The following is a 14,331-nucleotide window of genomic DNA, read 5'->3' on the forward strand; positions in this document are numbered from 1 at the left end:
GCAGGAAATGGCAATCCCGGTTAAAACGGGATTGAAGCGAGTCAATGTACTTTAATTAATGCCCCAAACCGGAGACCGATGTGAGCAGCACTGTGGACTATTTCTTTACACCGCAAAGCCCGTGGACCTATCTGGGCCATCAGCGGCTGGTCAATATGGTCGAGGCGGCCGGCGCCACCCTGCGCATGTTGCCGATAGACCTGGGCGGCAAGGTCTTCCCGATTTCGGGCGGCTTGCCGCTGGGCCAGCGCGCACCGCAGCGCCAGGCCTACCGGCTGCTGGAGCTGCGGCGCTATGCCGACTACCTGCAGCTGCCGCTCAACCTCAAACCCAAATTTTTCCCGGTCTCGGGCGACGATGCCTCGCGCCTCATCATTGCCGTGGACCTGCACGACGGCACGGCGGCAGCGATGCAACTGGGCGGGGCGATTTTCAAGGCGGTGTGGGCGCAGGAGCGCCATATCGCCAACGAAAAGGTGCTGGCCGAACTGCTGGCCGAATGCGGCCTGCATGCCGACCGGCTGGAGCAGTCCTATAGCCAGACGGTGCAGGAGCGCTACGAGGCCAACACCCAGCAGGCGATAGACGCCGGCGTGTTTGGCGCGCCCAGCTATGTGGTGGACGGCGAACTGTTCTGGGGCCAGGACAGGCTGGATTTTGTCGAGCGCAAGCTCAGGGCCGGCGCCTGAACGCCCGCTGTTCCGCACTTCCCAACATCTACAGCCAACAGGAGCATCAACATCATGGGTCAATTCATCACGCTCAAGGCCGCCGACGGCTTTAGCCTGCCGGCTTATGTCGCCCAGCCCGTGGGCCAGCCCAAGGCGGCTGTCGTCGTGCTGCAGGAAATCTTCGGCGTTAATTCGCACATCCGCGGCGTGGCCGACCGCTTTGCCGCGCAAGGTTATCTGGCCGTGGCGCCTGCCACCTTTGAGCGCGTCAAGTCCGGTGTCGAGCTGGGCTATAGCGACGCGGACATGCAGGCCGGCTTCGCGCTGAAAACAGCGGTGGGCGCCTTGCCCGGCGCCGGCGTGCTGCAGGACATCCAGGCCGCCATTGACCATGCCGCCCAGGCCAGCGGCGGCAAGGTCGGCATCATCGGTTTTTGCTGGGGCGGCTTGCTGACCTGGCAGGCGGCCTGCACGTTGACCGGCTTGTCCGCCGCCGTGCCCTATTACGGCGGCGGCATCACGGCCGAGGCGGAAATTGCCCGCCAGCCGAATTGCCCGGTGATGGCGCATTTTGGCGACCAGGACCACTGGATTCCCATGGAAGGCGTTCAGGCCTTCAGCCAGGCGCACCCCGAGGTGGGCGTGCATGTCTATGCGGCCAATCACGGCTTTAATTGCGATCAGCGCGGCTCTTATGACGAAGCCGCCGCTAAGCTGGCACGCGAACGCACGCTGGCTTTCTTCGCCGACAAGCTGGGTTAAAGCGTCTGCGCTGAAGTTTTAAGTGTTTTTGGCTGTTGGCGCTTATGCAATGGGCGCTGGCAGCTATTATTTTTGTAGCAAAAACCACTGTTCCTCATGATTCAACTGCACTACGCGCCCAGCACCGCTTCCATGGCGCCACACATCCTGCTGGAAGAGCTGGGCCTGCCCTTTGAAAAAGTGCTGGTGGACACGGCCCAGGGCGCGCACCGCACGCCGGCTTATCGTCAGCTCAATCCGAACGGCCTGGTGCCTACCCTGGTGGACGGCGAGCTGGTGCTCTACGAAAGCGCGGCCATCTGCCTGCACCTGTGCGACAGCCATCCCGCGGCCGGATTGGCACCGGCGCTGGGCACGCCGGCGCGTGCCCATTTTTACAAGTGGCTGATCTGGCTCACCAACACCTTGCAGGCCACGCTGATCGTCTACTTTTACCCGGAGCGCTGGGTGGCCGCGGGCGATGAGGCCGCCGCGCTGGCGTTGAAGTCGCATGCCGAGGCCAGGGTGGGTCCGCTGCTGGACCAGCTCGATGCCGAACTGGCGCGCCAGGCGCAAAGCCATGGCCAGCCCTGGCTGCTGGGCGCCAATTTTTCCGCCGTCGACATCTATGCCCTGATGCTGTGCCGCTGGACCCGCAACTTCGCCTCGCAGCCGGCACGCGAGCGGGCCCATCTGGGGCCGTATTTGCAGCGCGTGCTGGCGCGGCCGGCGGTGCAGCGGGCGCTGGCGAGCGAGCAACTCACCGCGCCCTTTGTCTGAGCGCTATTCCACCTTCCAGCGTTCCTCGATAAAGGCCAGCAAGGCCTTTAGCGCCGCGCTGTTGTGGCGGCGCTGGGTGTAGGCGGCGTACAGCCACAGGTCGTCCTGACGGTGGTCGACCAGCACGGCCTGCAGGGCGCCGCTGTCCAGATGGCTTTGCACCATCAGCTGCGGCAGGCGGGCCACGCCCATGCCCTGAAGCGCCATTTGCAACAGCGCGATCGGGTCGGACGCGTCCATGCGGCTGCGCAGGGCGACGCTGTGCGATTTGCCGTTGACCTTGAAGCGCCATTCCGGGTGCGTGCCGAATAGCGACAAGGTCAACGCGTCGTGGTCGGCCAGCTCGTCCGGGTGACTGGGCCGACCATGCTGCTGCCAGTAAGCCGGCGTGGCGCAGACCACCAGGTTGACCTGGCGCAGTTTGCGCACGATCAGGTTGGGGTCGGGTGTTATGCCTATGCGCAGCGCCAGGTCCATGCCGTCTTCCACCATGTCCAGCACGCGGTTGCTCAGTTTCAGGCTGATGTGCACCTCGGGGTAACGCCGCATGAAGTCGGCCAGCAGGTCGGGCAGCTCGACGCTGCCTATGCCTTGCGGCGCCGTCATGCGCAGGCGTCCGCTGGGCTCCTGCGAGCGGTGCAGCAGTTCGTCGCGGGTCAGCGCCATCATTTCCAACAAGGGCGTGCTGCGCTCCAGCAGCAGTTTGCCGGCGTCGGTCAGGCTGACGGTGCGCGTGCTGCGGTTGAGCAGGCGCGCGCCCAGCCGGCTCTCCAGTTCGGCGACGTACTTGCTGACATTGGCCTTGGAGACCTCTAGCGCTGTGGCGGCACGGGAAAAGCCGCCGCGGGCAGCGACTTCGCGGAAGGTGCGTATGAGTTCTAGGGTGTCCATTGTTTCCATGCCCGAAACAGACTGGTTCTGTTTCGGCCTGTTTAAAGCGGCTGTGAAGTCTATATCTGACATTCACAGGGGTTGCAAGCTTGTAAACCCTGTGAATCGCTTCCCGGCACAAGCGGCCCTGAATGAGTCACCGCCGCTGCCAAGGGTTCCTGTTTCAGCTGAACTATTTACACATTCGAAGGAAAAATCATGAACAACCGCAAAATTCTGGCTTCTACCGTGATCGCCCTGGCTTCCCTGGCTGCCGGCAGTGCTTTTGCCGATTCTTACGACCAGCAACACCCTGTCATGGCGCCCACCCAGAGCAGCGTGACCCGCGCGCAAGTGCAGGCCGAGTTGCTGCAGGCGCAGAAGAGCGGAACCTGGTCGGCCACGGATGACTACAGCAACTATCCCGCCGTTTCGAATACCGGCACGCCTAAAACCCGTGCCGAAGTCCAGGCTGAACTGCGCCAGGCGCAAAAAGACGGCAGCATTCCCGCCTACCGCGGCTAAGGATGGGGATGGACTAGCGGCTGGTTCTGGCCAGGTAGCGCTTGCGCCAGAACACGGACACCAGCACCACCACCAGCAGCAGCATCAGGCCCAGGGTCCACCAGAATCCAGAGGGGCTGTGGATGATGGGCAGGAATTCAAAATTCATGCCGAAAAAGCCGGTGATCAGGTTGAGCGGCAAGAACACGGCGGTCAGCGCCGTGAGCGTGCGCATGATGTCGTTGGTGCGGTGGCTTTGGGCCGAAAAATGCATCTGTACGGCGGCTTCGGCGCTTTGCTCCATGCGCCGCACATGGTGCACCACGCGCTCTATGTGCTCCAGCACGTCGCGTGATCTCACCTTGAGCAGTTCGCGCTCGCGCTGCGCGGCCGGGGTGGTGGCGTCGGGCCAGGTTTCCACCGAATCTATCCAGTCCTGTAGGGCCGAGCGCTGGTCTTCGCAAGTCTCGTCGAGCAGGTGCAGGGCGCGCCGCGCATCGAGCACCGAGCTCCAGTTGGAAAAGCGCGTGCCGGGCCGCAGCAGTTCGGATTGCCAGTGGTCGAGCTGGCGCGTCAGTTCGCGCCGCAGCTCCAGGTAGCCGTCCACCATCAGGTTGACCAGGCGCAGCATCAGGTCGGCCGGGCTGGCGGGGAGCTTGACGCCGCTGGCGCGCGCCTCGCTGCTGGTGGCGTTGAGCAGCTTGCTGGCGTAGAGATCGCGCACCGCGCAGCCGGCCGGATGCACGGTCAGCAACACCCGGTCAAACACGGCAAAGCCTACCGGGCTGGTGTCTATGTGCTTGAGCACCGGCGGGCCGCCTTGCTTTTTGCGTGGCGGCAAGGGCTGGTCTGGCAGGGGCGTGTCGGTTTCGGTCTGGCCGGAGGCCAGGCGGCGGAACACCAGCACGTCGTACTGCGAGGTGTAGTCGTAGTGCGAGGGCAAATGGTGGTTCAGCAGGTCGGAGATATGCAGGTCGACCAGCTGGGTGCAGCAAAGGTTTTGCAAGGTGGCCTGGATCTGGCTCTGCATCAGCTCGAATTCGCGCCGCGCGCAGGCGATCCAGACAAAGCCTTGCGCCGGCAATTCGGTCGGCAAGACCCCGGATTCCGTGATGCCCTGGCTACCCAAACCAATGTTGAAAACACGCATGCCGGCTCCCGCCCTGAATTAATGATCAAAAAGGCCTGCGGCGCTTGTGTGGCGCGCGCAGGCAGCTATTGATTTGATAGTGATGCCGGCGCTTCAGGCCTGGCGCAGCTTTCTGGCGGCGTCTATGGCGAAGTAAGTCAGCACGCCATCGGCGCCAGCGCGCTTGAAGGCCAGCAGGCTTTCCAGCATCACCGCGTCGTGATCCAGCCAGCCGTTTTGGGCGGCGGCCTTGAGCATGGCGTATTCGCCGCTGACCTGGTAGGCAAAGGTTGGCACCTGGAATTCGTCCTTGACGCGGCGCACCACGTCCAGATAAGGCATGCCGGGCTTGACCATCACCATGTCGGCGCCTTCGGCAATGTCCATGGCGACTTCGCGCAGGGCCTCGTTGCTGTTGCCGGGGTCCATCTGGTAGGTCTTTTTGTCCGACTTGCCGAGGTTGCCGGCCGAGCCCACGGCGTCGCGAAACGGACCGTAAAAGGCGCTGGCGTACTTGGCGCTGTAGGCCATGATGCGGGTGTGAACCAGGCCTTGTGATTCGAGCCCGGCCCGAATCGCGCCTATGCGGCCGTCCATCATGTCGCTGGGCGCGACGATATCGACGCCGGCTTCGGCCTGCGTCAGCGCCTGCTGAACCAGCACTTCCAGCGTCTCGTCGTTCAGGATGTAGCCGGCGCTGTCCAGCAGGCCGTCCTGGCCGTGGCTGGTGAAGGGGTCCAGTGCCACGTCGGTCATCACACCGAGTTCGGGAAAGCGCTTTTTCAGCTCGCGCACCACGCGCGGCACCAGGCCGTCCGGGTTCAGCGCTTCCTGGCCGTCGGGGGTTTTCAGCGAGGCGTCAATCACCGGGAACAGCGCCATCACCGGAATGCCCAGCTTCACGCACTCTTCGGCCACCGGCAGCAGCAGGTCCAGGCTGAGCCGCTCCACGCCCGGCATGGAGGCCACGGCCTCGCGGCGCTGCTGGCCATCGAGCACAAAGACCGGATAAATCAGGTCCTGGCTGGTGAGTGCGTGCTCACGCACCAGGTTGCGGGTGAAGCTGTCACGGCGCAGGCGCCGTGGCCGGCCCATGGGAAAGGGAGCGAAGTTGGAGGCGTGCAAAGTCATGGGCAAATTGTGCCAAAGCTTTGGCCGGGCCATGATTTATTTGGCCCATGGCCTGGGCGCTTGCTGTCGGGTCGGTCTTTACATTGGAATTTGGCCGGGCTGGGGCCGGTGGCTGAACCGGCGTGGTTAAAATTGCCCGGTGCGATGGCCTTGGCCCTTGCATCCCGCTTTTCCTCCCTGAGCGGGGCTTTGATGCTTCACCGCAAAAAGGCTTATTCGCCCGGCTGGACTTTGTGCCGCTGGGCGTTTTTTTGCCCGCATCAAGCCTGGCCGCGAGCCGCCGCGGCCGTCTGCGGCGCCAACCGGGACGCTACACTCCCCGCATGCTCTGGGTCAAATCTCTCCACATCATCTTCATTGTCAGCTGGTTTGCCGGGCTGTTTTATCTGCCGCGCATCCTGGTGAACCTGGCCATGGTGCCGCCGGAAAGCGTGGCCGAACGCGAGCGGCTGATCCTGATGGCGCGCAAGCTGCAGCGTTTCAGCACCTTGCTGGCGGTGCCGGCGCTGGGCTTTGGCCTGTGGCTTTACCTGGGTTATGGCGTGGGGCGCGGGCCGGGCAATGGCTGGATGCATGCCAAGCTCGCGGTGGTGCTGCTGGTCATAGGCTATCACCACGCCTGCGGCAGTTTGCTGGCCAAGTTTGTGGCCAATCGAAACACCCGCAGCCATGTCTGGCTGCGCTGGTTCAATGAGGTGCCTGTATTGCTGCTGCTGGCCGCCGTGATTCTGGTGGTGGTCAAGCCCTTCTAGGTCGCAACGCCGATGACACCGCCCTCTTCACAAGCAGCGAAGCGGCGTGAAGACGTCAGGGGTGTGAAGACACTCTCCTGGCCGCTGGCCCTGGCGCTGATGTGTCTGATCGCTTACGCCAGCCTTTACCCCTTTACCGATTGGCGCAACCAGGGCATCTCGCCGCTGCGCTTTCTGACGGCGCCGCTGCCCAAGTACTGGACCGGCTTTGATGTCGGCGTCAACTTGCTGGGCTATGCGCCGCTGGGTTTTTTGCTGGTGCTGTCGGCCTATAGCCGGCGTGTGCCTTGGCCCGTCAGCGTGGCGGTGCTGGGCGCCGGCCTGCTGTCGCTGAGCATGGAAACCCTGCAAAGCTATTTGCCTTCACGCGTGCCATCCAATGTGGATCTGATACTCAACACCCTGGGCGGCTGGCTGGGCGCCTGCTGCGCCTGGGCACTGGAAAGGGTGGGCCTGGTTGAGCGCTGGCGCCAGGTACGGGCACGCTGGGTGGCGCCGGATGCGCGCGGCGCGCTGGTGCTGCTGCTGTTTTGGCCGCCGGCGCTGCTGTTTCCCGCTGCCGTTCCCATGGGGCTGGGTCAGGTGTTCGAGCGGCTGGAGTCGGCGCTGGCCGATGCCCTGGCCGATACGCCGTTTCTGGAGTGGATGCCGGTGCGTGAGGTGGAGCTGCAGCCGCTGGTGCCCATGGCCGAGCTGATCTGCGTGACCCTGGGCGCGCTGATTCCCTGTCTGCTGGGCTATTGCGTGATTCGCAAGCTGGGCTCACGCGCGGCCTTTGCGGCGGCGGCGATCGCGGTCGGCATTGCCGCCTCGGCCCTGTCGGCCGCCCTTAGTTACGGGCCCCAGCATGCCTGGGCCTGGCTGGATCTGCCGGTGCAAGTGGGGCTGGGGCTGACGGCGCTGCTGGCCTTGCTGCTGCTGGCGGTGCCGCAGCGCGCCGCTGCTGCCTTGACGCTGCTGGCGCTGGCAACTCACCTTGGTTTGCTGAATCAGGCGCCGGCCGATCCCTACTTTGCCCAGACCCTGCAAATCTGGGAGCAGGGCCGCTTTATTCATTTCTACGGCCTGGTGCAATGGCTGGGCTGGCTGTGGCCTTATGCGGCCTTGCTTTATGTATTGGTGCGGCTTTCCGGCCGGGAGCATGCGGGCGTGACCGAAACGTAGAATCGGCCCATGAGCTCCTCAACTTCCCCCAACGCGGCACCCGCTGAGGCCGCAGTCCCCACCTCTTATTACGAACGGCACATCTTTTTTTGCCTGAACCAGCGCAGCAACGGCGAGGCCTGTTGCGCCGACCACCGTGCGCAGGAGAGCTTTGATCGCTGCAAGGCCCAGGTCAAGGCCGCCGGGCTGGCCGGGCCTGGCAAAGTGCGGGTCAACAAGGCCGGCTGCCTGGACCGCTGCGCCGGTGGTCCGGTGGCGGTGGTTTATCCCGAAGCCGTCTGGTACAGCTATGTGGATGAGAGCGACATCGACGAAATTGTCGAATCGCACCTGAAAAATGGCCAGGTGGTGGAGCGTTTGCTGACGCCTGCGCATCTGGGGCGCTAAGCCTGACTTGGCAGGCTGAATTTCCCATCTTTTAGGGCGCTAGCCCAATAGCTGTGGGCGATAGGTGCTATTGTTTTTGTAGTTGTGTGCTTGAGAAAGACGTATTTTTTGTGAACTCCCAAACCCGAAAATCAAGCATTCAAGGCCAGGCCGGCGCGCTGGAAATCGCACTGGATGAACCGGAGGGGGTCTCCCGCGGGGTGGCCGTGATCGCCCATCCGCATCCCCTGTTTGGCGGCAGTATGGATAACAAGGTGGTGCAGACGCTGGCGCGGGCCTTTGTGCAGTGCGGCTGGAGCGCCGTGCGCTTTAACTTTCGCGGCGTCGGCGGCAGTGCCGGTAGCCATGACGAGGGGCGGGGCGAGCTGGAGGATTTGCTGGCCGTGGTGCAGCATGCGGCGCCCGCCGGTGAGGGTGAGCGCGCTCTGGCCCTGGCCGGCTTTTCCTTTGGCGCTTTTGTCACCACCCATGCCTTTGCGCGCCTCAATCCCATTCGCAGCATTGAAAAACTCGTGCTGGTCGGCACCAGCGTCAGCCGTGCGCCGGCGGCGGCTATAGATCAGGCCGCCCACCTCAAGACCCTGGTGCTGCATGGCGAGCAGGACGATACCGTGCTGCTGTCGGCGGTGCTGGACTGGGCGCGGCCGCAGGCACTTCCTGTTACGGTTGTCCCCGGGGGCGGTCATTTCTTTCATGGACAATTGCCCCTGCTGAAAAATCTGGTGGTGCGCCACCTGTCTTCGCCGTCGTCGTGATCCCGGCTGATCTCGGGCGACCCTTTCTTTTCACCCCTCATTTCTTTTTATCGACCACCTGACATGCAATGCACACTCAAGGCCCCCATCGGCCTGCGCGGTCTCTCCGCTGCTCTTTTCCTGACGGTTTCCGTGCTGCTGCCCGCCGCGCACGCTCAGGCGCCGCAAGCGCCTGAAATTGCCGCGCGTTCTTACTTGCTGATGGATGTGACGGCCAACCAGATCCTGGCCGCCAAAGACATCGACTCCCCGGTCGAGCCGGCCTCGCTGACCAAGCTGATGACCGAATACCTGGTGTTTGATGCGCTCAAATCCAAGAAAATCACCCTGACGCAAACCTTTGGCGTCAGCGAGCGTGCCTGGAAAATGCCGGGCTCGCGCATGTTCATCGATCCCAAGATGCAGGTGCCGGTGGAAGACCTGATCAAGGGCATGGTGGTGCAGTCGGGCAACGATGCCACCATGGCGCTGGCCGAGGGCGTGGGCGGCACGGCCGAGCACTTTGTGCAGCTCATGAACCAGCAGGCCAAGGCGCTGGGCATGAAGTCGACCAGCTACAAAAATCCGGAAGGCCTGACCGAGCCCGGCCATACCACCACGGCGCGTGATCTGAGCATTCTGTCAACCCGCCTGATGACGGATTTCCCCGAATATGTTGGCTTCTCGGCGATCAAGAAATACCGCTATCCGGGTACGCCGGCGGCCAATGACACCAACCGCAACACCTTGCTGTTTCGCGATCCCACGGTGGACGGCCTGAAAACCGGCCATACCAACGCGGCCGGCTACTGCATGATTGCCACCGCCAAGCGCGAATTCCCCAATCTGGGGGCCGGCGGCGCACCCGGTGGACGTCGTCTGCTGGCGATCGTGCTGGGCACCGTGAGCGACAGCGCGCGTGCCAACGAGTCGCAAAAACTGATGAACTGGGGCTACACCGCCTTTGAAGCGGTGAAGTTGTTTGATGCCGGCCAGGCGGTCGTCGCGCCCTCGGTCTGGAAAGGCAAGGCCTCCACCGTCAAGCTGGGCCGGCCCGAAGCCATTGTGGTGGCCGTGGCAGCTGGCAGCGCGCCCAAGATCAAAACCCAGGTGGCCAGGCCAGATCCGCTGGTCGCACCCTTTGTGAAGGGGCAGGCGCTGGGAGCGCTAAAGGTCATGCTGGGCGACAACCCCACGCCCGTGGCTGAAGTGCCGCTGGTGGCGCTGGAAGCCGTGGAAGAGGCCGGAATTATCGGCCGCGCCTGGGATTCCATTCGCCTCTGGATCAAGTAAGTGGGGCAAAAGTAGCGCCAGTTACACCGGCGCTACTGCTAGCTATTTGAGCTTTTTTGCCAACCGGTTTATACTAGAAGGCTTTTCCGCTTTTGGTGCGGAGAAGTTTTCGTGTATTTCATATCGTTTTTCAAACGTTTAGGGACGTTTTTCAATGCCAACCATTAATCAGTTAGTCCGTCAGGGGCGCGAGGTCGAAAAGATCAAGTCCAAAAGCCCGGCGATGGAAAATTCTCCACAGCGTCGCGGTGTTTGCACTCGTGTCTACACCACCACGCCTAAAAAGCCAAACTCCGCTCTGCGTAAAGTCGCCAAAGTGCGCCTGACCAACGGGTTTGAAGTCATTTCCTACATCGGCGGCGAAGGCCACAATCTGCAGGAACACAGCGTTGTGCTGGTTCGCGGCGGCCGTGTCAAGGATTTGCCTGGTGTGCGTTACCACATCGTGCGTGGTTCGCTCGACTTGCAAGGCGTGAAAGACCGCAAGCAGTCGCGCTCCAAGTACGGCGCCAAGCGTCCAAAGGCTAAGTAAGTCATTCGGCTCGAACTTTGTAGTTCGCGCCAGAAGATGTCGTCATGAATGGTCATGATCATTTTCAAAAAACAGGTGCTTGACTCATCCTGGCAGATGTTTTGAGCGAAGTGACCCAAGTACAAGTTGTTTGTGCCGGTCGAGTAAGTGAGAGTTCGCTAACTCTCGCGGTGTTGCCGAAAGCAGCGCCAACTGAAGCAAAGAGGTGAAAAAATGCCACGTCGTCGCGAAGTCCCTAAACGTGAAATTCTTCCTGATCCAAAATTTGGCGATGTCGACCTCGCCAAGTTCATGAACGTGATCATGCAAGGCGGCAAGAAGGCCGTCGCCGAGCGCATCATTTATGGCGCGCTCGACTTTATCGAGAAAAAGAACCCTGGCAAAGACCCGCTCGAGGCTTTCCACATGGCCATCGGCAACATCAAGCCCATGGTTGAAGTGAAGTCCCGCCGCGTCGGTGGTGCCAACTACCAAGTGCCGGTTGAAGTTCGTCCCGTCCGTCGTATGGCTCTGGCCATGCGCTGGTTGAAAGAGTCCGCAAAGAAGCGTGGCGAAAAATCCATGTCATTGCGCCTGGCTAATGAGCTGATGGAAGCGACCGAAGGTCGTGGCGGCGCCATGAAAAAGCGTGACGAAGTTCACCGCATGGCAGAGGCGAACAAAGCGTTCAGCCACTTCCGCTTCTAACTCGACGGATTCGTCTCGTTCAAAGTACAAGGCTGCCGGCATTTTGCCTGCGGCCTTGTCTCGATTGAGGCGGCTCCGATCTGTCGGGAGGCTGCAGTCGCCTGCGCGCCCCGAATCCCCGAAATCTCACGACCCCCTATCAAGGATCCATCATGGCTCGCAAGACTCCCATCGAGCGCTACCGCAATATCGGTATCTCGGCCCACATCGACGCTGGCAAGACCACGACGACCGAACGAATTCTTTTCTATACCGGCGTGACCCACAAGCTGGGTGAAGTGCACGACGGTGCAGCGACCACCGACTGGATGGAGCAAGAGCAAGAGCGCGGTATCACGATCACGTCTGCTGCCGTGACCTGCTTCTGGAAGGGCATGGACCTGTCCTACCCAGAGCACCGCTTCAACATCATCGACACCCCGGGCCACGTTGACTTCACGATTGAAGTCGAGCGCTCGATGCGCGTGCTGGACGGCGCTTGCATGGTGTATTGCGCCGTGGGTGGCGTGCAGCCCCAGTCGGAAACCGTCTGGCGTCAGGCCAACAAGTACAAGGTGCCACGTCTGGCCTTTGTGAACAAGATGGACCGTACCGGTGCCAACTTTTTCAAGGTCTACGACCAGATGAAGCTGCGCCTGAAGGCCAACCCTGTGCCTGTGGTGATTCCAATCGGCGCTGAAGACAAGTTCCAGGGCGTGGTTGATCTGTTGAAGATGAAGGCCATTATTTGGGACGAAGCGTCTCAAGGCATGAAGTTCGACTACGCAGAGATCCCTGCCGACCTGGTCGAATCCGCCAAAAAGTGGCGCGAAAACATGGTCGAAGCCGCTGCTGAAGCTTCTGAAGAGCTGATGAACAAGTACCTCGAAGAGGGCGACCTCTCCGAAGCAGAGATCAAGTTCGGCTTGCGCACGCGTACGATCGCGACGGAAATTCATCCGATGCTGTGCGGCACCGCGTTCAAGAACAAGGGCGTGCAGCGCATGCTGGATGCTGTGATCGACTACCTGCCAGCACCGACGGACATTCCTGATGTGACCGGCACCGATGAAGATGAGCAGCCTATCACCCGCAAGGCCGACGACGGCGAGAAGTTCTCGGCGCTGGCGTTCAAGCTGATGACCGATCCGTTCGTGGGTCAGCTGACCTTTGTGCGCGTCTACTCGGGTGTGTTGACCAAGGGCGATACCGTCTTCAACTCGATCAAGGGCAAGAAAGAGCGTATCGGCCGTATCGTGCAGATGATGGCGAACGATCGCGTCGAAGTGGACGAAATCCGCGCCGGCGACATCGCTGCCTGCGTCGGCTTGAAGGACGTGACGACGGGTGAAACCCTGTCTGACATGAATTCGCCGATCATTCTGGAGCGCATGGTGTTCCCTGAGCCCGTGATCACGCAGGCCGTGGAACCCAAGACCAAGGCTGACCAGGAAAAAATGGGTATTGCTCTGCAGCGTCTGGCTGCGGAAGATCCATCGTTCCGCGTCAAGACCGACGAAGAGTCAGGCCAGACCCTGATCGCCGGTATGGGTGAGTTGCATCTGGAAATTATTGTTGACCGCATGAAGCGCGAGTTCGGCGTGGAAGCCAACGTGGGCAAGCCGCAAGTGGCTTACCGCGAAACCATCCGCAAGACCATCGAAGATGCAGAAGGCAAGTTCGTGCGTCAGTCCGGCGGTAAGGGTCAGTACGGCCACGTGGTGTTGAAGATCGAGCCGAATGAAGCCGGTAAGGGCATCGAGTTCGTTGACGCCATCAAGGGCGGTGTGGTTCCTCGCGAATACATCCCCGCAGTGGAAAAAGGTATTAACGAAGCCGTGACTTCTGGCGTGCTGGCCGGTTATCCGGTGGTGGACGTCAAGGTGACGCTGCATTTCGGCTCCTACCATGACGTTGACTCGAACGAACTGGCGTTCAAGATGGCTGCCATTTTCGGTTTCAAGGAAGGCTGCCGCAAGGCCGGCCCGGTGATTCTGGAGCCGATGATGTCTGTCGAAGTGGAGACGCCAGAAGACTACGCCGGCAACGTGATGGGCGATCTGTCCTCACGCCGCGGCATGGTGCAGGGCATGGAAGACATCCCTGGCGGCGGCAAGGCCATCAAGGCCGAAGTTCCTCTGTCCGAGATGTTTGGCTACTCGACCACGCTGCGTTCCGCAACGCAAGGTCGTGCAACCTACACCATGGAATTCAAGCACTACGCCGAAGCACCGCGCAATGTGTCCGAAGCCATCATGGCTGCTCGCGCCAAGTAAGCAATCGAAGATGCCGGTCGCACAAGCGGCTGGCATCATTATTTTCCTGTCTGCGATTGTGTGCCCCTCACTGCCCGTGGTGATGGAATCAGCAACACAGTGCAAACATTAAACCGTACACGGGCAAGTTCTTTATCTGGAGATAGAAATGGCAAAAGAGAAATTCTCGCGGACCAAGCCGCACGTCAACGTCGGCACGATTGGTCACGTTGACCATGGTAAAACCACCCTGACGGCTGCAATCGCAACCGTGCTGGCAGCCAAGTTCGGCGGCGAAGCCAAAGGCTACGACCAAATTGACGCGGCTCCGGAAGAAAAGGCCCGCGGCATTACCATCAATACCGCCCACGTCGAATACGAAACGGCCAACCGCCACTACGCTCACGTTGACTGCCCAGGCCACGCCGATTATGTGAAAAACATGATCACCGGCGCCGCCCAGATGGATGGCGCGATCCTGGTGTGCTCGGCCGCTGACGGCCCTATGCCCCAGACCCGCGAGCACATCCTGCTGGCCCGTCAGGTTGGCGTACCTTACATCATCGTGTTCCTGAACAAGTGCGACATGGTCGACGACGCCGAGCTGCTCGAGCTGGTCGAAATGGAAGTGCGCGAGCTGCTGGACAAATACGATTTCCCAGGTGACGACACCCCCATCATCCACGGCTCCGCCAAGCTCGCCCTCGAAGGCGACAAGGGCC

At 61.5% G+C, this 14,331-nt stretch carries 16 protein-coding genes; 13 read left to right on the forward strand and 3 right to left on the reverse strand.

Translation table 11 applies throughout. The features are described from left to right. Positions 1-80: 80 nt before the first annotated feature. The 3 genes from BM160_RS05925 (at position 81) to BM160_RS05935 (ending at position 2,192) form a co-directional block, all read left to right on the forward strand. Entirely contained in the window at positions 81-689 is a 609-nt protein-coding gene (locus BM160_RS05925; RefSeq protein ID WP_092001997.1) for a 2-hydroxychromene-2-carboxylate isomerase, read from the forward strand. Positions 690-743: 54 nt separating this feature from the next. Then, positions 744-1,433, forward strand: coding sequence for a dienelactone hydrolase family protein (locus BM160_RS05930; protein ID WP_092002000.1), 690 nt, complete (start codon positions 744-746; stop codon positions 1,431-1,433). Between the two features lie 96 nt (positions 1,434-1,529). Then, the gene (locus tag BM160_RS05935; RefSeq protein ID WP_092002003.1) at positions 1,530-2,192 is read left to right on the forward strand and encodes a glutathione S-transferase family protein; all 663 of its coding nucleotides are present in this window, start codon (positions 1,530-1,532) and stop codon (positions 2,190-2,192) included. Between the two features lie 3 nt (positions 2,193-2,195). Here BM160_RS05935 and BM160_RS05940 read toward each other — a convergent pair whose 3' ends face one another. Beyond that, positions 2,196-3,083, reverse strand: a complete 888-nt coding sequence (locus tag BM160_RS05940) for a LysR family transcriptional regulator (protein ID WP_092002006.1) — start codon at positions 3,081-3,083, stop codon at positions 2,196-2,198. A gap of 198 nt (positions 3,084-3,281) precedes the next feature. On the opposite strand from BM160_RS05940, the gene BM160_RS05945 reads away from it, so the two are divergent. After that, positions 3,282-3,587 carry a DUF4148 domain-containing protein gene (locus tag BM160_RS05945; protein ID WP_092002009.1) on the forward strand — a complete coding sequence of 102 codons (306 nt, stop codon included), beginning with the start codon at positions 3,282-3,284 and terminating at the stop codon, positions 3,585-3,587. A gap of 13 nt (positions 3,588-3,600) precedes the next feature. Here the strand turns inward: BM160_RS05945 and BM160_RS05950 are convergent, their stop codons facing one another. Together BM160_RS05950 and hemB are read right to left on the reverse strand one after the other, a co-directional pair. Beyond that, complete coding sequence (locus tag BM160_RS05950) at positions 3,601-4,716, reverse strand: magnesium transporter CorA family protein (RefSeq protein WP_092002012.1); 1,116 nt, start codon at positions 4,714-4,716, stop codon at positions 3,601-3,603. Positions 4,717-4,809: 93 nt separating this feature from the next. After that, complete coding sequence (gene hemB / locus BM160_RS05955) at positions 4,810-5,826, reverse strand: porphobilinogen synthase (RefSeq protein WP_092002104.1); 1,017 nt, start codon at positions 5,824-5,826, stop codon at positions 4,810-4,812. A 323-nt stretch (positions 5,827-6,149) separates the two neighbouring features. On the opposite strand from hemB, the gene BM160_RS05960 reads away from it, so the two are divergent. From BM160_RS05960 to BM160_RS06000, 9 genes are all read left to right on the forward strand, one after another. After that, on the forward strand, positions 6,150-6,578 hold the full coding sequence (locus tag BM160_RS05960) for a CopD family protein (RefSeq protein ID WP_092002107.1): 429 nt from the start codon (positions 6,150-6,152) through the stop codon (positions 6,576-6,578). A 12-nt stretch (positions 6,579-6,590) separates the two neighbouring features. Further along, positions 6,591-7,742 (forward strand): VanZ family protein, encoded by a 1,152-nt coding sequence (locus tag BM160_RS05965; protein ID WP_092002015.1) that lies wholly within the window; start codon positions 6,591-6,593, stop codon positions 7,740-7,742. Positions 7,743-7,751: 9 nt separating this feature from the next. Then, positions 7,752-8,129 carry a (2Fe-2S) ferredoxin domain-containing protein gene (locus tag BM160_RS05970; RefSeq protein ID WP_092002018.1) on the forward strand — a complete coding sequence of 126 codons (378 nt, stop codon included), beginning with the start codon at positions 7,752-7,754 and terminating at the stop codon, positions 8,127-8,129. Positions 8,130-8,239: 110 nt separating this feature from the next. Further along, positions 8,240-8,884, forward strand: coding sequence for an alpha/beta hydrolase (locus BM160_RS05975; protein WP_092002021.1), 645 nt, complete (start codon positions 8,240-8,242; stop codon positions 8,882-8,884). 63 nt (positions 8,885-8,947) lie between these two features. Then, positions 8,948-10,156: a D-alanyl-D-alanine carboxypeptidase family protein gene (locus tag BM160_RS05980; RefSeq protein ID WP_092002024.1), complete on the forward strand. Its 1,209-nt coding sequence runs from the start codon at positions 8,948-8,950 to the stop codon at positions 10,154-10,156. A gap of 154 nt (positions 10,157-10,310) precedes the next feature. Then, positions 10,311-10,688, forward strand: coding sequence for a 30S ribosomal protein S12 (gene rpsL, locus BM160_RS05985; RefSeq protein ID WP_092002027.1), 378 nt, complete (start codon positions 10,311-10,313; stop codon positions 10,686-10,688). Positions 10,689-10,901: 213 nt separating this feature from the next. Further along, positions 10,902-11,375, forward strand: a complete 474-nt coding sequence (gene rpsG / locus BM160_RS05990) for a 30S ribosomal protein S7 (protein ID WP_092002030.1) — start codon at positions 10,902-10,904, stop codon at positions 11,373-11,375. 152 nt (positions 11,376-11,527) lie between these two features. Beyond that, complete coding sequence (gene fusA, locus BM160_RS05995; RefSeq protein ID WP_092002033.1) at positions 11,528-13,630, forward strand: elongation factor G; 2,103 nt, start codon at positions 11,528-11,530, stop codon at positions 13,628-13,630. Between the two features lie 148 nt (positions 13,631-13,778). Then, a partial coding sequence (locus tag BM160_RS06000; RefSeq protein ID WP_143093185.1) for a GTP-binding protein occupies positions 13,779-14,331 on the forward strand: 553 nt, incomplete at its 3' end.

Origin of the sequence: Polaromonas sp. OV174, assembly GCF_900112285.1 — a bacterium.
Classification (GTDB): Bacteria; Pseudomonadota; Gammaproteobacteria; order Burkholderiales; family Burkholderiaceae_C; genus Polaromonas.